Annotated in this window: 13 protein-coding genes; 1 reads left to right on the top strand and 12 read right to left on the bottom strand. The window is 50.2% G+C overall.

Annotated features, from left to right (window positions below):
- Positions 1-9: 9 nt before the first annotated feature.
- The 10 genes from CRG97_RS10525 to CRG97_RS10475 all read right to left on the bottom strand — a co-directional run bounded on the left by CRG97_RS10525 (position 10) and on the right by CRG97_RS10475 (position 14645).
- Positions 10-1881 (bottom strand): glycosyltransferase family 2 protein, encoded by a 1872-nt coding sequence (locus tag CRG97_RS10525; RefSeq protein ID WP_098742910.1) that lies wholly within the window; start codon positions 1879-1881, stop codon positions 10-12.
- A 19-nt stretch (positions 1882-1900) separates the two neighbouring features.
- On the bottom strand, positions 1901-3214 hold the full coding sequence (locus CRG97_RS10520) for a nucleotide sugar dehydrogenase (RefSeq protein WP_098742909.1): 1314 nt from the start codon (positions 3212-3214) through the stop codon (positions 1901-1903).
- 1 nt (position 3215) lies between these two features.
- Entirely contained in the window at positions 3216-4703 is a 1488-nt protein-coding gene (locus CRG97_RS10515; RefSeq protein WP_098742908.1) for a polysaccharide deacetylase family protein, read from the bottom strand.
- Positions 4704-5119: 416 nt separating this feature from the next.
- Positions 5120-6028, bottom strand: a complete 909-nt coding sequence (locus tag CRG97_RS10510; RefSeq protein ID WP_237566353.1) for a hypothetical protein — start codon at positions 6026-6028, stop codon at positions 5120-5122.
- Positions 6029-6045: 17 nt separating this feature from the next.
- Positions 6046-7407 carry a nucleotide sugar dehydrogenase gene (locus tag CRG97_RS10505; RefSeq protein WP_098742906.1) on the bottom strand — a complete coding sequence of 454 codons (1362 nt, stop codon included), beginning with the start codon at positions 7405-7407 and terminating at the stop codon, positions 6046-6048.
- Positions 7408-7583: 176 nt separating this feature from the next.
- A complete protein-coding gene (locus CRG97_RS10500) occupies positions 7584-8390 on the bottom strand; it encodes a response regulator transcription factor (protein WP_098742905.1) in 807 nt (268 codons plus the stop codon).
- Between the two features lie 61 nt (positions 8391-8451).
- Positions 8452-9819, bottom strand: a complete 1368-nt coding sequence (locus CRG97_RS10495; RefSeq protein ID WP_237566352.1) for a glycosyltransferase family 2 protein — start codon at positions 9817-9819, stop codon at positions 8452-8454.
- A gap of 43 nt (positions 9820-9862) precedes the next feature.
- The gene (locus CRG97_RS10490; RefSeq protein ID WP_098742904.1) at positions 9863-11056 is read right to left on the bottom strand and encodes a HEAT repeat domain-containing protein; all 1194 of its coding nucleotides are present in this window, start codon (positions 11054-11056) and stop codon (positions 9863-9865) included.
- Between the two features lie 18 nt (positions 11057-11074).
- Positions 11075-13333: a hypothetical protein gene (locus CRG97_RS10485; RefSeq protein ID WP_098742903.1), complete on the bottom strand. Its 2259-nt coding sequence runs from the start codon at positions 13331-13333 to the stop codon at positions 11075-11077.
- A 790-nt stretch (positions 13334-14123) separates the two neighbouring features.
- A complete protein-coding gene (locus tag CRG97_RS10475; protein WP_098742901.1) occupies positions 14124-14645 on the bottom strand; it encodes an HPP family protein in 522 nt (173 codons plus the stop codon).
- Between the two features lie 148 nt (positions 14646-14793).
- Between CRG97_RS10475 and CRG97_RS10470 the strand changes: the two genes are divergently transcribed.
- Positions 14794-15750, top strand: coding sequence for a GntR family transcriptional regulator (locus CRG97_RS10470; protein ID WP_098742900.1), 957 nt, complete (start codon positions 14794-14796; stop codon positions 15748-15750).
- 120 nt (positions 15751-15870) lie between these two features.
- Here CRG97_RS10470 and lysS read toward each other — a convergent pair whose 3' ends face one another.
- On the bottom strand, positions 15871-17430 hold the full coding sequence (gene lysS, locus CRG97_RS10465) for a lysine--tRNA ligase (RefSeq protein WP_098742899.1): 1560 nt from the start codon (positions 17428-17430) through the stop codon (positions 15871-15873).
- A gap of 471 nt (positions 17431-17901) precedes the next feature.
- Complete coding sequence (locus CRG97_RS10460) at positions 17902-18924, bottom strand: potassium channel family protein (RefSeq protein WP_098742898.1); 1023 nt, start codon at positions 18922-18924, stop codon at positions 17902-17904.
- Positions 18925-18950 lie beyond the last annotated feature (26 nt).

Raw genomic sequence — 18950 nt, 5'->3', positions numbered from 1 at the left:
TTGACACGATCAGAACGGTAATCCGAATTTTTTGCCTTTGCGCTTGCGTGCTTCCTTCTTCTCTCTCGCTTCAATATCCTGCGGCGTTTCCCGGGTCCCCCATGTCGACTTCCAGAAGGTGAACCAGGCCACCGGCATCTGCCATAACAGGACAAATTCATAGAACAGACAGAACACGAAGCCGAACACCCAGAGCCTGCTCTTGCGAAACAGCAGGTGGGCAAGACTCATCAGCAGCGCCATCAGCAGCAAGCCCATCAGGAAGGTCCCTGGGAAAATGCCATGAACGATCGGCACGTACATCAAGTTATAGGCAACCACGACAGGCGCGGCAATCGGCACGATCAGGCCTATGTAGAAAAACAATGCCATAAACGGCTCCTTACGCCAAATAAAGCTTCCGGCCCGGAGCGACTCGCGCAGCCAGGAGCGCTTCCAGCGCATCTGCTGCTTCAGGAACACCTTCATCTGTGAAGGGACAATCGTCGAGCATATGGCGGAATCCTGGTAACCGGTACGATGTGTTTTCAAAATAAAGTTTGTCATGCTTCGGTCATCCCCGAAGGTGGCGGGTCTGCCCAAAAACTTCTGGTTCAGCCAGGCGTCCGCATGCTGCATGATGAGCTCTTTCCGATAGCAGGATAACGGGCCGGACAGGCAGGTCACGCTGTCAAACCAAGACTCTGCCGCTTTCATGATCCGGAATGCAATATAATAACGGACGGTCTGCAGCTTCGTCATGTTATTGGTATATTTATTCTCGACGTCCGTTCGGCCGGCAACGCCGCCCATCTTAGGGTCCTGAAAAGGCTGAACGAGGTGGCGAATCGCCATCGGGTCCAGAAAGCTGTCGGAATCCACGAAGACCACCAAATCATGCTTCGCCATCTCCACACCTTTGACAAGCGCGACCCGCTTGCCCGCATTCTCCGGCAGCACCGTATAGGACAAGCGTTCGCGGGTAGCGTAACGCTCCGCCTCGGAGTGAATCACTTCAATCATATCCTTGATCTGCTGTACCGATTGGTCTGTCGATCGGTCATCCACGACAATGACCTCCAGCTTATCTACCGGATAGTCCTGATTAATACAGCTGAGAATCGTACGTTTGATCCAATCCGCTTCATTGAAGCAGGGGATGATAATCGAAACCCCTGGTGTATAATCCGGATTGATCGGCACATCGCGATACAACGCCCCGAACAGGTAGCGTGTCAGCAGAAACAGAGCTGCGATTAAGCTGTACAAATACAGCACCATGTTGTATTTGAAATAGATAATGCTCTCGGCCCGCATCAGCATGATGAAGAGCACCGCCATGAACATCAACGCGCTGGCAGAATACACGGAATAGCCCCATCGTTTGCGCTGAAAGTATTCCGTCAGCGGCTTCTCAAATTCTAAGGCCAGCATATGCACTTCACCGGATTCTGCCGAATTCGTGGCCCGACGAACGACGCTTGCATCCATCCTTACGGCCGACTCGAAACCTTCGGGCATGGCGCCCGGCGGGATACGGAATCGGGCCTTTACTGTGTCACCCACTTCAAGACCTGAAGCGGCGTCCGGCAGCCTGAGCAGCAGGCCGGTGGCCGAAATGTCGGCAGCCTGTCCCTTAAATCCTGCTTTTTTCTTTTTCCCCTTGGGAACGATCCATACTTCAAATTCCGCTTCATAACGCAAGCTGAGCATGCGCAGCTTATTTAAATACTCAGAGCTGGACACATCATCCCCAGGCTGCTGTGCTCGGTTGCCTCTTCGGTCCGCGTTCAAACGGATCTGCTCCGGATCGGGTACATAGGAAAGAGTACGTCTATCTGTCCGCGGAACCGCAAGAACTTCCTTGGTGATTTTCGGTTGCTTTCTTTTTATAATCCTCATTGCTTTCTCCCATCGTTATCTACAAACTCCAATAATGAAAGCCATTCGCTTCATATTCGGTTTTTGGATAAGCTCCCTTCACGTCGATCAGAAGCTTCGCCTCTGCAGAGCTAAACATGTCCTTGACTTCGGCAACCCCAAGCTGCTTGAACTCCCGGTGAGCAACAGCGACCACCGCAATCTGGATGTCTCTCAGTTCACTCATGTCCGACAGCTCGATACCATATTCCTCATATGCCTGATGTCGGTCCACGTGCGGGTCCGCCACCATCGGCTGGATCCCGTAGTCCTGCAGCTCCCGGATAATATCGATGACCTTGGAGTTGCGGATATCCCGGCAGTCCTCCTTAAAGGCCAGACCCATTACCGCCACCTTCGCCCTCATTAGATCAATACCATGGCGAACCGCAAGTTTAATGACATGCTGGGCGATGTATTTCCCCATTCCATCATTGATATGCCGCCCGGCCAAAATAATCTTGGAATGATATCCCGTGTCCTCGGCCTTATACGTCAGATAATAAGGATCAATTCCGATGCAATGACCACCAACGAGCCCCGGCCGGAACGGGAGGAAATTCCACTTCGTTTCCGCTGCCCGCAGCACGGCATTCGTATCGATATCCATCTGGTTGAACAGCATGGAAAGCTCATTCATGAAGGCGATATTGATATCGCGCTGGGCATTCTCGATAACCTTGGCCGCTTCCGCCACCCGGATGCTTTCCGCCCGGTGGACCCCCGCATCAATGATCAGCTCATATAGACTGGCAACCGTTTCCAGCGCCTCCGGATCATTGCCGGACACAATTTTCACGATGGTCTCGAGCCGGTGCACCTGGTCTCCGGGATTGATCCGTTCCGGGGAATACCCCACCTTGAAATCTTCGCCCAGGCGCAGGCCGGACTCCTCTTCGAGAATCGGAATGCACACTTCCTCCGTAACGCCCGGATACACCGTTGACTCATACACAACAACCGCTCCCCGGGTCAATGCGCGGCCGACCAACCGGCTGGCATTGCGCACAAATTTCAGGTCCGGGACATTTCCGCTTTTTACGGGTGTCGGAACGGCCACAATAAAGCAGCGAGCCTCCTTAAGCTTGTCCGGATCCGAAGTGAAGGCAGCCGTGCAGTTCGTAAGCAAAGCATCTCCGATCTCACCAGTAGCATCGAATCCGCTCCGATATTGCTGCACCTTGGCCTCGCTCAGATCGAAGCCGATGACATCAAGCTTTCTTGAGAATGCGACCGCCAGCGGCAGGCCCACATATCCAAGACCGACGACCGCCAGTCTGTCCACGCGGTCCAGCATGTTTTCATATAATTCCATCTTATTCCATCTCCATTGCGGCTTTGTCCTGCAGCTGCATCATGTCCGCCATTTTTACAAACGTATATCCTTTATCCTTCAGCCCTTCCAGTACTCTGGGCAGAGCTTCAATGGTATGAATGTCATCCAGCATATGTAGCAAAATGACGCTTCCCCGTTGTGTCTTGGTCATTACCCCGTTCACAATATCGTCGGCACTATTGGAAACATCCCAATCCAGCGTCGTCACATCATACATCGCAATGACCGGGTAACCGGTAGCCGCCAGCGCTTTGGCCCGTTCATCATCAACCACGCCGGTCGGCGGACGAAACAGCATGACAGGCTGCTGCTGTATGGCCTCCGTAATGACCTGGTGGGCCTTGACGACATCCTTCTGCAGTTCTTCGGGCGTTAGCGATGTCACGACGGGATGACTGTAGGAATGATTAGCCACATCATGTCCGCCTTCCACCATCGCCCGCGCCAAATTCGGGTTACTTTCCACTCCTTTGGCCCGCAGGAAGAAGGTGGCTTTCACATCATGCTCCGCCAAAATATCAAGGATGCGGGTAACCGTTTTGTCACTTCCGAAATCATCAAACGTCAGGGCAATTTCTTTTTTGTTGGTATTGACTTTATAAACCAGTTCATATTTCGCCTGTTGATAATCCGGGTTCATTCTCGCAGCGTCGTATCCCGGAATTAACTCGAGCGGTTTTCGCTCGCCGCCATTTCGCACCAGCTCATCCAGCGTTACCAATCGATATCCGATATCGTCCACGGCCTGGGCAATGTATTTAATAGAAGATATCACTTCCGGATTGACGTCGGTATTCATGGAAATAATGCCGCCTCTGGAGATGAACCTGGTCACATACTCTCCAATCTCTTCAGCACTCTGCATATTGCGATCCTTGGGATTAATGTTATAACTTACAACAGCCTTCATCCCGAGATGCGCGGCTGCCAGTGGCACTTCTTCCGGATAATCGCCGGAGCGTGTCCGAACATAGCGGGGCTGGGCGCCCGTTTCCCGTTCAATGACATCGTTCGCAAGCTTGATCTCCTTATAGATCTGATCGTAATCAAGCTGACTCATATCGAGCTGATTGAGCGTATTGTTCTCAATTTCATGGCCTCTGGACAAAATGGCATCGGCAATGTCCGGTTCCTCCGCCACTCTGATGCCCGGAAGAAAGAAGGTCGCCTTGATTCCGTACGTATCCAGCTCATCGATCAGGGCCATCATGGTCGCTTTATCGCCCATGCCGTTAAAGGTAAGCGCCAGTTCTTTCCTGGCCGTGTAAACAAACGGGATTTCCCTGCTCTTCTCCCCCGTATACCGTTCCACTTGTTGAACAGTCGCTGTCGAACCGCCCGTCTCATCACTGGGAGCTTGCTTACCTCCAAAAAGACCGCAGCCACCCAATAACGTCAGGGATAACAACAGTCCGGTCATTCTCGTAAGCATGTATAACTTTCGGGTTTTACTAGAATCTCTTTTCATCTGGATACTCCTTTTAAATTTCAAACAGGGTTTTTCTTAAAGCCCTTCCTGAATAAACCAATAGAATATAACACCAACATATCATAATTGCTATTACTTTTTTGAAAAATTCATGAATTTTCATCATTTTCATATCTTTGAATTACAATAACGAACCCCGGTCGTCCAGCTTATGTAATCCGTTGTCCCATGTTTTTTCAAAACCGACTCTTACCCCTTGCCGCTTGATGATTCACATTATAGAATTCAGTTCTATACAATTTCTAAACAATTCCGTTACCACCGCCCTTAACAGACAAAAAAAATACCTCCGAAAGTCTATAAAGACCCTTCGAAGGTATGTTGAATAGTGAATGATTCATGTTGTTCATGCTGTTACCATTTAACCTGGAAATCGTAATGGAATCTCATGCAAATCAAGGCTCTTCCCCAGCCATCGCGGTTCGTTTATGAACCCAAGCCTGGTAGTGATGGACGGCCATTCCCGCAAAGGAGGAATGGTCGCTGCCAAGTTTGGCGGCACGCAGGGCTTCGTCCTCCATCTCCTGTTCGCTCTTGGCAAAGAAGGTCAGATGCTCGCCTTCCTCCGTATCCCCGAGCTCCATGCCGATCCAGACGGACTTGCCGAGTTCATCCGCCTGCTCCAGCTCTTCCTTGGACAACTCATACATCTGCTCCCCGCTGTCCCGGTACGCCATTACGGCAATCGCGTCCGTGTTCTGGATCATCCAGCGGCTGAAGGAGTCGACATCCGAGCTGCGCGGTCCAGGCACCTTGTCCAGCCAGAATGGAACGGCGGCACTGAACGAGAGCCCCTGACGCTTCGCCTCCTGCACCCAAACCTCCATGTTTGCGCTCCATTCTTCCACCACTTGTGCCTGTTCGCGGCCCCATCTCCGGAGCACATAGGGCTCGACATCGAACTGCACGCCCTCGAATTTTTCCTCGGGGGCAGCTGTACGATTGTACGCTTCCAGCCAGGTCAGCAGCTCCATCCCTTTTCGCCGGCCTTCTTCATAAGCCCAATCCGGCTGACCGTTCAAGGCGTGAACACTGATGCCCTGCTGATGTGCTGCGGCCACAAAATGGCGGTACTCCTCGTCCGTCACCTCTTGTTGAATCTGCAAAAAGATCGTTGTAATGCCTTCCCTGCCGCTAAAGGCTACAATCTCCTCCGTTTCACTCCGGATCAGACTTGCATCCCACAGCCATGTAGCCTTGTTCTGATTCACCTTGCCTGAGGGGAGAAGAAAAAGGATCAGCAGCAAAAGACAGATGCCGGCAACCAGGATGATCCACTTCGCTTTTGCATGTATAGGCCTCATTCTTCTCGTCCATTTCATTAGATCAAGACAGCCTCACCCGGCTCAGCTACATGCTGAACAGAATGGCCGATCTTGTAAATATGAGGCTCGGCGAACGCTTTAAATGCATTTCGCGTATCTAAGATCGGCACGCCGGTCGAAGCGATTGAATGATAATCCAGATTGCTGTGGTTTGTGATGAGGACAATGCAATCGTAACGGCTGAATTTCGCAAGATCATACTCCACGCTGTGAATCGTCCCGCCTTGCTTATCTACAAAACTGTGGGCATACGGATCGTAATAATCCACATAGGCACCATTTTCCTTGAACTGTTCATATACTTCAAGACCCGGAGATTCACGCAAATCGCTGATATCCGGTTTGTAAGCCATGCCTAACAGCAGGATATTGGAGCGCTTGATCGATTTGGCATATTCATTCAGAATCGTAGCCGTCTTGTTGATCACGTAGTAAGGCATATTATCATTGGTGGACTGTGCCAGCTCAATGAATTTGCTGTAGAAGCGGAAGCCCTTGGCCTTCCAGGACAAATACATGGGATCCAGCGGGATGCAATGGCCGCCGATGCCAGGTCCCGGATAGAACGGCATGAATCCGAACGGCTTGGTTGCCGCTGCATTGATCACTTCCCATACATCAATGCCCATGCGGTCACACATCATGGCCATCTCGTTGACAAAGGCAATATTCACGCTGCGGAACGTATTCTCCAGCAGCTTGGACATTTCCGCCACTTTCGGGTTGCTGACGGGTACCACCGTCTCCACGTATTGCTTATACAACGCTTCGCCCAGCTTTAGGCAGGCTTCCGTCGTTCCTCCGATGACCTTCGGCGTATTTCGTGTATTGAACCGGCTGTTGGATGGATCGACCCGTTCCGGCGAGAAGCACAGATAGAAGTTTTGGCCAACCTTATAACCGAGCTTCTCAATCGGCTGTTGAATCAGTTCCTCCGTGGTTCCCGGATAAGTCGTGCTTTCCAGCGTAATTAACAGATTAGGCTTCATAAAGCGCTTGAGCTGATCGACTACCATTGTAATGTAGGAAGTATCCGGGTCCTGATTCTCACTGAGCGGCGTTGGCACGCAGATGCTGACCGCGTCAATCACAGCAATCATGCTGTAATCCGTTGTCGGCTTAAAGCGTCCGGTTTCCATGCATGCCGCAAGCTCTTCGGACGAGATGTCCGTAATATAGGACTCGCCGCGGTAAATTCGGTCAATTTTGTCAGAATCCAGATCGATACCGATGACCGTGAATCCCTGTCTTACCATTTCTACAGCCAGCGGCAATCCTACATAGCCCAGTCCCACAACACCCAGAACGGCTTTCTTATTCTCAATGGCACTCAATAAAGTTTCATATTCCTCATTCACAAGTATTCAACCTCCATCGGATGTATAGTCTATTTGTCTATTTCTTTTGCCCATTCGCCAAAAGACAGACCTCGTTTTGTTGAACTCTCTCCTTGCGATTAAAGAACCTCTCAGCTCAAGTAATCACGTATCATTCATCAATTCTGATCAAACTAAAAGCGTTAATAACGATGTGTTTAATGAAGGCAGCGGCGGATCCGGGCATCCAGCTCCACCGGCGAGAACGGTTTGGTTACGTAATCATCCACCCCGTTTTGGAAGCATTGGCTGATCGTTTGCTCCACACGTTTTTCGGTTAATACCACAATTTTCGGCGGTTCTTTCACATCCAGCTGCTGGATATGATGAATGAAAGGCAGTCCATCGATGCCATGCAGATTGAGCTCGGTCAGCACAAGATCCGGCTCCCATTTCGGGATAAGATCCAGTGCCTCCAGACCATCTACCGCTTCAAGTGTTTCATAACCTTGCATGGTCAAGCGGATCTGTAGAAACTCCCTCACCGTGGCATCTTGATCCACGATGAGTATGCGGTTTTGACCGCTGTCTGCTTCCTCCTGCGTAAATATATGAATATCCGAAGAGGTGCTGAGCTTGGCCGCTTCCGCCATCTGCTTCAGCGTCAGCGCTGACGGCGCTTCAGTAAGCGCTGCAAGCGTAATACGCGGATCTGCTTGCTCCAAACGGCCTTGCAGATGCTGCTTCAGGAGCAGCGCCTGATAATGGGCGGCATCCAGCGAATATCCAGGCAAGGTAACAGCCAATACACCGGTATTGGTGTCTTGCAGTACCTCACCATTCACGCCGGACAGCTGGTCCACAAAGTTTTGAACCTCCGCCAGCCCAGCCTCCGTCTCGGACGGATTGCCTGCACAGTACAGAAACAGCAATGCTGTCCCATGGCTATGGTTTCTCACTTCCTCCTCCAGGCGGCCGTAAAAATCAACGGCCTGCACGCGTTGCAATGTTGCGGATTGAGACATAACTGTCGGTCCCACCTCTCTTTATATTTTGATGCTGTTACATATGAACCGGGCCTTGAAGTCAGGCAGCCTTGTTCTTATCTTTCCAGCTCTGCCGGGTCATGGTACCCCATGAATTGTTGTTTTGCAGATATTGAATATGCCCCTGCACTCTCCACAGCACACCTAACTGGTGGTAACCCACGAATTTGAGTGCCGAGAAGAGGAGCATCTTCACCAGATCGGACAATTTGGTATACCGGCGGAAGGCCATCTCCTCCAGGATGAGAGCGCCCACGCTGAGCAGGTACCCACTTAAAAAATTGACGAGTCCAAACACGACCAGCACATGCCAATTTGTCATATCCAGCAATACATATCCAAGCAGAGCCAGAAGGCCCGTAATTCTGAAGTAAGGGTTTAACGCTTCAAAAATAACGTTGTAGGGCATCGTCAACAAGCCCATGACTTTATATTTCGGATTGAACACCATATCGCGGTTCTCGATCATGTTCTTCAAGTTTCCCCGTCCCCAGCGCTTGCGCTGATTGGACAAAATGTTGTAGCTGTCCGGCGCTTGCGTCCAGCACACCGCTTCCGGGCAAAAGGAAACGCGATATTTGATTTTATTTTCCAGCATATAGCGGTGCAGCTTGATAATGATGTTCATATCTTCCCCGGGGTAGCCTCCTCGATAGCCGCCCACCGCAATGACATAATCTTTGCGGAACAAGCCGAAGGCTCCCGACACGATGATGAGTCCGTTGAAATGACTCCACCCGATTCGTCCTCCCAGGAAAGCTTTCATATATTCGATTGATTGGAACATCGGCCATATCCGGCGCGGCAAGGATACGTCCTTAACCTCTCCGTTCTCAATCACGCAGCCATTGGCGATCCGAACATCCCCGCCGATGGCCACCGTTTCCTCGGGATTCTCCATGTACATGCGGGCCATCCGAATCAGCGCATCCTTCTCCAGCAATGAATCGGCATCGATGGAAGAAATCAGCGGATAACGGGACAGGTTAATGCCCGCGTTCAATGAATCCGCCTTACCGCCGTTCTCTTTGTCAATAAGGTATAGCTGCGGGTACTGCGGATTATAATAAATGCCGCGAACCGTGTTCGTATTGATGTTGCCGCGGACCTCCGGATTGGGCAGCAGTGTCAAACCGTACTCCTCAATCAGCACCTTCAGCGTCTCGTCGGAGGACCCGTCATTGATGACGATGACCTCGTAGGTTGGATAGTTCAGCGTCATCAGACAGCGGACATTCTCCGCGATGGTTAGCTCTTCGTTATAGGCCGGAACCAGCAAAGATACCGATGGAACCAGTTCCGAACCTGATAGCGTATTGTATTTGGAATACGTTGCGCGTCTGAAAATATCTTTAATATTTCTGAAAGAAAACATCAGAATTACAAAATAAAGCGCGCTAACGATCATGACGTAATATATCGCCACCATACCGTAAGTGAGCAGGATATCTCTAAGCAGTGTAATCTCCTCCTACTCCTGCAACTGTGCCGATCCGTTTGTTCGTTTGAACACCGAAATAACGATCGTACACCAGTTTCTTTTTATTAAAGGCCACCATTTGCTCAACTTGCTTGTATTCGCCTTCGTTGGACATGATCCGTTCGATCCGGTACAAGGCCGTTTCCCTGGCCGGGCCTTCACCTGTCAGCGCGGCTTGGCACAATGTCTCGAAGCCTTGTTCTCCCAACATGGCAAGGCTCTCCGCGCTGTTGTTGCGCACATGCCAATTCTCGTCCTTCAAGGCGGAAGCCAAAATCGGAATGCTGCCTGCGGCATGAAGCCGTCCCAGCGCTTTTGCCGCTGCTGCGCGTACTTCCCACTCATGATCATTCATGAGCTCCGCAATGGTATCATCCTTCAGGGCCGGGTAGGAGCCAAGATATAGCTTGACCGCCTCCGCACGCACGTCCTTCTCCTCAGATCCAACCAATCGATCGAGTGCCGGCACGACAGCCGGAATGGCCTGCCCCCACATGGCTACAAGCGAAACCTTGACCAGGCCAGGATCGGGATCATCCAAGAGCTTGCGCATGAGGCTGGCCGAATCCAGCCGGGTTTCAAGCAAAATATCGGCAGCCATATGATGTATGGCTTTATCGTAGGACAGCAGCTTGGACAACATCTCTCGAATCTGCTGTGACTGGACTGCGCTTTTGGCAATCGCCCGTGCAATGATGATGGTCATCGGACCATATTTCGTACGGTTCATCAGATGCTGAAGCTGCGGCACGGCCTCTTCCGCACGCATCCCCCCAAGGCGGTAGACCGCTTCAATACGGCGGTCTTTCCGCAGGCTGGATAATGCCCGAATCTCCTCTTCCACAAATCCGGCTTCCCGGCATAAGCGCAGGAGCTTCTCTCTGGCGTCCCCTTTGAATTGCTCGATCCACTCAATGAACTTGGCTTGAATGACTCGGCGGTCTGCCGAGGTCAATTTGCCCGGCGGAAGCTCCAGCGTCGTATCATCATGCAGATGACTCTGCACATACACAAAATAATCATGATGTTTTTCTGTTAAGCGTTCCGTTTCTCTTTGTATGGCATTGTGCTTGATCTTCATTTGGAACAACAGGATAATGCCGGCTGCAATAAGGCCGAGACATACATAGGCGAAGACGTATGCCATTTCTAAATTTGAAAACATATCCGATGGCTCCTCCTTTTATTTAGCATCTGGTTCCCGCTCCGTTTCAGGCAGACGGGTGAATATGTCCTGCATATCATAATAGCTTTGTTTTAATCGTTCACTGTACTTGGTTGCTTCCCACAGCTCCCAAGTATAGGGTTCGATCTCATCCAGGTTGATGGATTCCGCCGATCCTGACGCTGAACCCCCGTTGTTCTTAGATCGCTGTGCGATCCACGGAGCCAGCCGGATCCCTTCCGCTGTGATCGTGTTGAATGTACGCTTGTCTTGAAGCGGACTATAATCCAGCACCTGCAGCGAACTCGGATCCCCGAATCCGAGCAGCATCCAAGGGATCCTCATCTCAACGAATCTGCCTTGATACTGCCAGGCTGTAAGAGAATTAAAATCCGGAGATTGCGGATCACTGGTCCCCCGTTTCAGCATCCCTACTCTCTCATCCACAAACGGATGGGAGAAGCGGGTATCCGGCGGATTCATCAGCAGGCTGATGGCCAGCTTCCAGGCATGAAACGAACCACCAGGTACCACAGGATCATCCTTGGTCCCCTTCGCTTCCTCTCCTGGCAGCATCCAATATCCCTCTTTACCGTACAACCGGCTGTGGAAATCGTATGATGGTGCTATGGTGACCTGGGACTCATCCTCTTGACCTAACTGAATTAAAGTTTCCAAAGCCCCGCCTTTGAGCGTTCGTCCAGCCAGCTCTTTCTTGGGGATGTCGCCGCCAGGGATCGTGTCTGCACCGATAAAGAGCTTGGAACGTTCGGGATCAAATGCTTCTTCCAGTTCCATCCCGATATACAGGTAGGCCTCATCATGCGTCAACTTCATGCTCTTGACGCCCGGAGCCGTTCCGGACCAGGTCTTGACTTCCCCTTCGGGGACCTTATCCCAATCGCTGAGATCCCCGTCGATCTTGATCTGCTCTGCCTTGCCCGGCTGCATAGCGAGAACGCCGAACATCTTCTCATTCGTCAGCACATTCAACCAGAATGCCCGGCGGTCTGCCGGTATTTCAAAAGGCATCGTATTCCATGTCTTCTTGAACCATTCGTCCTGCCACATGAACAAGATGGCTCCCGAATAACCTTCGTCGTAGATATCCTGGGTCAGCGAGACGTTGACCGATCCTTGCTCAGCTTCGTCATGTCCCCCTTGATCCTTGCCTCCAGGACCATGGTGGGAAATACCGATGGATGACGGCACGCCGTATTCGGTGACCATAATCGGCATATCCTCGAACGCTGCCTTCAATTTTCGCAAGTAGGCTTTGTACGTGTTGTATCCCCCATCCCCATCGGGAATGGTCTGTAACGTTTTGTCCGTACGGAAAAAATCCGGATAGTACGGATACACATGGTATGCGGCAAAATATCCTGCATCCCAGTTCACCGGTTCTACATGCCTCGCATCAACAGACACCAGGTCTTCCTCGAACAGCGGTTCCCCCGGATGCTCAAGCACATCCGTTGTGACCCAATTGGTAAATGTCATCGGATGCTGCCACCCATACTTCTGCTCCTCGGCAGCCGTAAAGTCCAATAAAGATGCCAGCCAATTCTCGAAGGGACTTGCGTCCTTCGTCCCCGAGAAATAGGACCCCTCATACTGAGGAACATCCTTATGTACCGTGTTGGTGTTATCGACCATGGTAGGGTCCCATTCGGTTCCCACATGCCAGGCCATGAGGTACTTGCCTGCATTGACCTTATATTTGCCACTCGACTGTCCATGCTTCGGCTCAACGTTGATATCACCGTAGACAGCAGCAACGGCCTTCGATATCTCCGCTTTGAACGTCTGGATGATTTCTTCGTCATACGCATCCTTACGCTCGATTAGCTGCTCCTCCGGTGACCAAATGCCCTGCATGAAGTACAAGGGGTCATCGCCTTTATCCCGGTTATATTTCACCAGTGCAGAATAAAAGACCGGATTATGCACGGTGTAGACCCTGATTACATTCGCTCCCATGTCATCAATCTGTTTAAACCAGCGAAGGTAATCCTCCTCCGTTGCCGGAAGCTCACCGGGATAATGTCCAGGTACGGTTGCCCCAAGATTCACGCCTTTGGCAAAAACCTCTTTCCAAACTTCGTCATCCTCATATTCCAGAAAGGAGGTTCCCTCTGTTTTGAATTTCATTTTCACGCCGTCCGCATCCGCATACGTTTTTAATGACGGCCGTAGATATCCTAGAATTACAGCAGCACCGCAGAGAAGCACTATAGTGCAAAGTGCTGCGATCACCCACCATTTTCGCCTGCTCATCGTCTTCGTTGCTCACCTGCCCTTTCTATGACATGCTTGTTGCTGCACCGACATATGACGACTGAGCCATACTCGTCGACGACTGAGCCATACTCGTCATTGTATAGCCGATGCGTTCCCGATACCATATTCCTTCTTTACCAACTTTTCCAATAACGATAGTAGTCAAAAAGAAGTAAAACAAACCTCTTTCACATTTTTCCCCCGATAAAGTGTTCGGCTGCCTCCTCGTCCCTGTCATTTGACAACTTCACAGCCTGATGTTAGTTATGTGCAGTGGAAAGTATCGCAACCCGATAAGGCTGGACCCGCACGACATCAGTCCATCAGAGGAACGCAGCGAGATGACGAAGATTTTCAGAAAATTTTCGTGAATCATAAGTTTAAACGCAGAAAAATTGCTAAAGTTCCGGTCATTTTTACATCATTATCCATAGTTATTACAAATTTGATACCAAAGTCGTATAAAAAAACGGCCGAGAACCGCATTCTGTAAAGGTTTGGCAATATTAACCTTTTATACAAAATAAGAATAGAGTCCTGTACCGGGATTGTGTAATATTCTATAGATTTGACACCCGGGATCAAGTGGTAAGTATCTCCTATTTTTTATGATTTCGGTTTGGATTTCCTCGCATTGTGGTATATAAATTAGTTTAAGAAATTTCAGATCCGCGGCCAAACAACATAAATTAGACCCGGTCCTTTGTAGATCCGAGTCTGTTTATGACGATATAAGATTGAAGAAGTTACCATGATTACCGTTTATTCATCAAAGAAAAAACTGCCTTCACCACCAAAAAGTCGGATATCTTCGCTCCTTTACCGCATTATTGACGAGCAGAGCCACAACCACGATCATGACCGAGCCGGCAAGAACCGGCGTAAATAAGAATGACCAGCCGCTGCCAGCCATGATGACAACTAAGGGATCTGCACCAGCCGGAGGGTGGGTCGTCTTGGTTATGCCCATCAAACTGATCGCCGCTCCCACACCGATGGCCATAGCCCAGATTCCGTCCCCCAGAACCTCAAGCGTTACAAGTCCCGTGAATGTGGAAATCAAATGCCCTCCAATGACGTTCCTAGGCTGTGATAGCGGCGCGTCCCAAACCGCAAACGCAAGCACACAGCTCGCACCAAAAGGTGCCATGATCCAAACACTCCCTGCTAGGGTCGTCAGAAAAGCCAGCAATCCGATGGAAATAGCACCGCCGATAAAGCCAATGGCAATATTCATGGGACGAACGGTCAACGGACTTCTAGCCCCCCCTTTCATTTTCTGTACATATGCTGCTGCCCGATCCTTCATCGTAATCCTCCAATATTCATATTTAACTAGTAATTTAGTTATATATAAAATAATGACTCACAGCCATATATGTCAATACTTTTCTTGATAATTGACGAATAATTATGTAAAGTTAAATTACTAGTTGACTAGGAAAGAAGGGATCGTTATGCCGCATAAACTCATGCTTCGAGTCGACCCGCACGCTACCCTTAATGTCAGCACACAGGTCAAAGAGCAATTAAAGTGGTTGATTGGGATTGGACAGATCGAACCCTTTGATATGCTGCCTCCGGCCGGTGCGCTGGCGGATCTGCTGGGACTGAACCGCAACACCGTAAATCTGGTCTATAACCAGTTGAAGGATGAAGGGATCGTCTCCATGCATAAGGGCAAAGGAACGCAGGTATTAAACAACGCACAGGTAGAAGAGCTCAGAACCCGCAGAAAGCTCATGCATGAGCTGGTAAGGCGAACGACGGAGGAGCTTATTTCCGTTAACATCCCGGCGAGCGAGTTCTTTGCCGCATCCCTCGCCTATACGCTGCTGCAGGAGCCTGTCCTGAACACGAAACAGCGGATTTTGTTCATCGAATGTAAAGAGCATGATTATCCCTTTTATCAGAAAGCGATTGAGCAAATGACGCGTGCCGAAGTGAAAACGGTATTTTTGGAGGATCTGTTGACGGGGAAACAGGCCTTATTCGAGGCGCTGGAGTACTCAAACCTCCTGGTCACGACATTGAATCACGAGGCCGAGGTAAAGGCTTTGTGCAGCAAATATGACAAAAAGGTTACTGTCATTGGCGCCAGCGTGGAAACATCGGTCCTGCTTGATATTGCCCAGCTTGCACCGGGAAGCGATATCAGCTTTGTCTGCTTGGGTAAGGCAGGTGCACAATGGATGGCCAGCCGTATGGAAGAAGCCGGCATTGAGGGGGTTCGCACCAGCTTGGCTGGGCTGGATAATCGAGAGGACCTACTGCAGCGGATCAAGGAATCCGACCAGGTCTATGCATCTGCTGCCGCATATGAAGAGGTTCGAGCTTTATTCCCTGAAAAAGTGAAACTGTTTCCCATGAAGCTGGAGAAGAGCAGTGAAAGCATGCTAAGAGAGATGATCTGAATCCTATAGGAAAAAAACGCCCACTGTGTTATAAACAGGGGCGTTTTTTTCTTGCATGATGCGTTATGACTGGAGATCAAATGGGTGATTAGTTATGCAGCATATAGGGATGGCAGACGCTTATTGCCGAAATTCCATCAGATCGAGCATTCGGTTTACGCCGACGATCTGAATCAAGATGGGAATGCGTGGACCTTCCTCTCGATTAAGGATGAACTGATAGATGAGGCTGAACAACCTCTTCTGATTTCTCCTCATCACCTTTTTGTCCGCATGATGGCAGATCGCATAGATCTTCTCCATTCGGCTGGCATCATCGAGCTGGTCGTCCTTCAACAAATCGCAGAAGCGCTGGATCCATTGCTTCTCCAATGAATCCAGCGTCCCATACAGCGCGTGATCCTGGCGTTCGCGCACAGAAATCAGCTTTTGTGGATGATAGTGTTGAATCCAATGCTCGACTCGATGCGCGATAGGTTCAAGCAACTCCCGAGTGTAATTTTCACCCGCTCGGCGCAAAAGCTCATGCAGAAGCTGCCGGTCAAAATCCACAAGCGGCAATATGCCGGAAATCTGACCGAATTTCGGCATTGATCCCGGGTTGCCGTCTGTCCCGGAGAGCTCTAGCGCAGCTTGGATATCGCCGCTCAGGTCCTTAGAACCATCTTGATCCCGGTAGCGCTCGTATTCGGTGTAGTTGCGGATCACGTCTTCATCAAGTCCAATATGGAAGGAAGCGTCCGGCTGGTATTTGGCAAACATAAACAGGATGGTTTCAGGCGCGTAAATCTTCAACAAATCGCCGGGAGTGTAATTGTTTCCTGTCGAGCTGGACATTTTGGACTGACTCCCCTTGATCCGAATAAACTCATATGCTGCATATGAGGGTGGCGGATTCCCGAAGATGCTCTCCGAAATCACCTTGGCTACGTTATAGCTGCCCGTTTCGGATGAGTGGTCCCTGCCCCCGGGTTCGAATGACACGCCCTCCATCATCCAGCGCATAGGCCAATCGATTTTCCACTGCAATTTCATGTTGTTTGCCTGAAGGATCGGCAAGGCGGCTCGGTGTCCGCATTGGCAGGCATAGGTCAGGCTCTCTCCAGGCTCATCGAAGTGTTGTATGGTGGTTGTATCCTTTCTGCATATTTCACAATATACGTGAACGGGATAGTAAGCATTTCGCTCATCCTCATGAATTCCGCCCGTTTTAAAGGCTTGCAGTATATCATAAATCTCGGTCCTGTGCTTAATTGCATGCAGAATGTAAGGATTATATCGTCCAGACTGATATTCCCGGCTCTGATAGATAAATTCGGGCTTGATCCCGAATGCCGCCAGGGAAAGCTCAAACTCCTGCTCATAATGCTCCGCATAGGAAGAATGACACCCGAAAGGACAAGGCACTTCTGCGTACGGCATGCCGATATACCGTTCATAACCAGGATCCAGCCCGGCCGGAACCTTCCTGAATCGATCAAAGTCGTCCCATGAAAAAATAAAACGAACGTCCTTGCCCCGCTTTCTCAGCGCTTTCGTCACGAAATAGACTGTCACTATCTCCCGAAAATTGCCGATATGCACAGCCCCGGAAGGGCTGATGCCGGCTGCGCATACGAACGTATGCTTGCCCTGAAACCTCTCCAGTAATTGTTCCGCGATTTGTTCTGACCAATGCAACCTGATCTCCTGCCTTTCACAATTTTAGTAACAACCAAAAAAGCCCCCATCCGCAAGATTGTCATCTTGAGGACGAGAGCTTAATAATCGCTTCGTGGTACCACCCCGGTTTGTGAACATGTCGCCATCTTCACCTCTTCAGGTACGGCATCACGATGCTTATACCCTATCTCTGTAACGGGAGAGGCCCGGCGTACCATCCTTGAGCTTACCGCCCAATTCCTTACACAGCTCCGAGTCTTTGTTCATCAAGAATATTGCTGCTCCATTCCCACCAGCCAGGAGCTCTCTGCAAACAACGTATCTTAACTACTCTTCTCTTCATTGCTTTTCCATGTGTTCGTAATATTTAAGCCATATTAACCCAAGGGAAATCGGAATGTCAATTCTTAATTGGAAGCCAGACGAAAAAAATGCTGCCTCACCACTCAAGTGAAACAGCATTGCCGTTTAATTTAACTGATCTGCCCGTCAGGCAAGCTTGCCGGTAATCCGCTTATAGGTCGCTTCGTCCGAGACCACATACAATCTGGCACCCCGCGGAATCGGCACATCCAGCTTGCGGTTAATGCTGAGGTCGTTGCGATCGGATATAAGCGTCGCTCCTTGCCGCAGCAGATCCTGAAAGGCATCGCCGTAGGTATTCCATGCAGGATTTAAAGCCACTTCGTAAATATCATCGCCATGCTGGCGGCTCAGCAGTTGCATCAGCACATCCGAGTTTCCTTCCTGCAGCGCCGCGCGTACGGCCAATCGGGACACGGCATCGTGCGAGAGCACAAACTCGTTCACATGATTGTAGCGGAAATTCTGAACATGCTTCTCCTGCACGATCTCCACCGTGGTATGTACATTTGGCGCAATCCGTTCAATGCTGGAAACGATCAGCAGCGACTTGCCGTCCACGAGAGCCGATTCATCAATCCGAGCATCCGCAAAGACTATGGCCGATTTGGCCTCCAGGATGTTGGCTCTCATCAGCACGTCATCCGCTGCAGGATCGCCGCTTACAAAATGAACCTGTTCGAGATGTTCGACAGGATGCTGACTGGTATCATCAATGACCACAATCTCGGACTCCGGCGAATACGACAAAATCTCATCGATCGCGGACATTGCTTTTTTGCTCCAATTGATTATGATGACATGACCACTACCCTTAAAATTCAACCTGCCCGCTCCTCTCTGCCGCTGCATGCTTCCAAACGATTCAATCACCTTACCGATCACCAAACTCAACAGCCCAATGCCAAAGATATAGATGAATATCGTTAATATCTTACCTGGCACGGTAGCTGCATAGTAATCGCCATAACCTACGGTTGCCATCGTGGTAAGCACCCAATAAAGGGCGTTAAACCAATGGTGAAAGGTTTTGGGCTCCAGCAGAAATGCCAGGGTCGAGCACAGCACCACAAACAGTACCACAAGGACGCTGATCGTTGTTTTGCGCAGACGCATCATTTTCAAAGATAATCTCAGAAAAAAGTGCACGTACCTGCTCCTCTCCTCCATGGTGC

The organism is Paenibacillus sp. EZ-K15, from assembly GCF_002573715.1.
GTDB lineage: Bacteria > Bacillota > Bacilli > Paenibacillales > Paenibacillaceae > Paenibacillus_AQ.
Note: the sequence above shows the minus strand (reverse complement) of the source record. Positions and strands in the feature narration are given on the sequence as shown.

What these genes read in the sequence shown, in the direction of transcription:
- CRG97_RS10525 (WP_098742910.1), bottom strand. Translation starts at nt 1,881, where the DNA reads ATGAGGATTATAAAAAGAAAGCAACCGAAAATCACCAAGGAAGTTCTT.
- CRG97_RS10495 (WP_237566352.1), bottom strand. Translation starts at nt 9,819, where the DNA reads ATGATCGTTAGCGCGCTTTATTTTGTAATTCTGATGTTTTCTTTCAGA.
- CRG97_RS10520 (WP_098742909.1), bottom strand. Translation starts at nt 3,214, where the DNA reads ATGGAATTATATGAAAACATGCTGGACCGCGTGGACAGACTGGCGGTC.
- CRG97_RS10475 (WP_098742901.1), bottom strand. Translation starts at nt 14,645, where the DNA reads ATGAAGGATCGGGCAGCAGCATATGTACAGAAAATGAAAGGGGGGGCT.
- CRG97_RS10510 (WP_237566353.1), bottom strand. Translation starts at nt 6,028, where the DNA reads ATGAGGCCTATACATGCAAAAGCGAAGTGGATCATCCTGGTTGCCGGC.
- CRG97_RS10470 (WP_098742900.1), top strand. Translation starts at nt 14,794, where the DNA reads ATGCCGCATAAACTCATGCTTCGAGTCGACCCGCACGCTACCCTTAAT.
- CRG97_RS10515 (WP_098742908.1), bottom strand. Translation starts at nt 4,703, where the DNA reads ATGAAAAGAGATTCTAGTAAAACCCGAAAGTTATACATGCTTACGAGA.
- CRG97_RS10490 (WP_098742904.1), bottom strand. Translation starts at nt 11,056, where the DNA reads ATGTTTTCAAATTTAGAAATGGCATACGTCTTCGCCTATGTATGTCTC.
- CRG97_RS10500 (WP_098742905.1), bottom strand. Translation starts at nt 8,390, where the DNA reads ATGTCTCAATCCGCAACATTGCAACGCGTGCAGGCCGTTGATTTTTAC.
- CRG97_RS10485 (WP_098742903.1), bottom strand. Translation starts at nt 13,333, where the DNA reads ATGAGCAGGCGAAAATGGTGGGTGATCGCAGCACTTTGCACTATAGTG.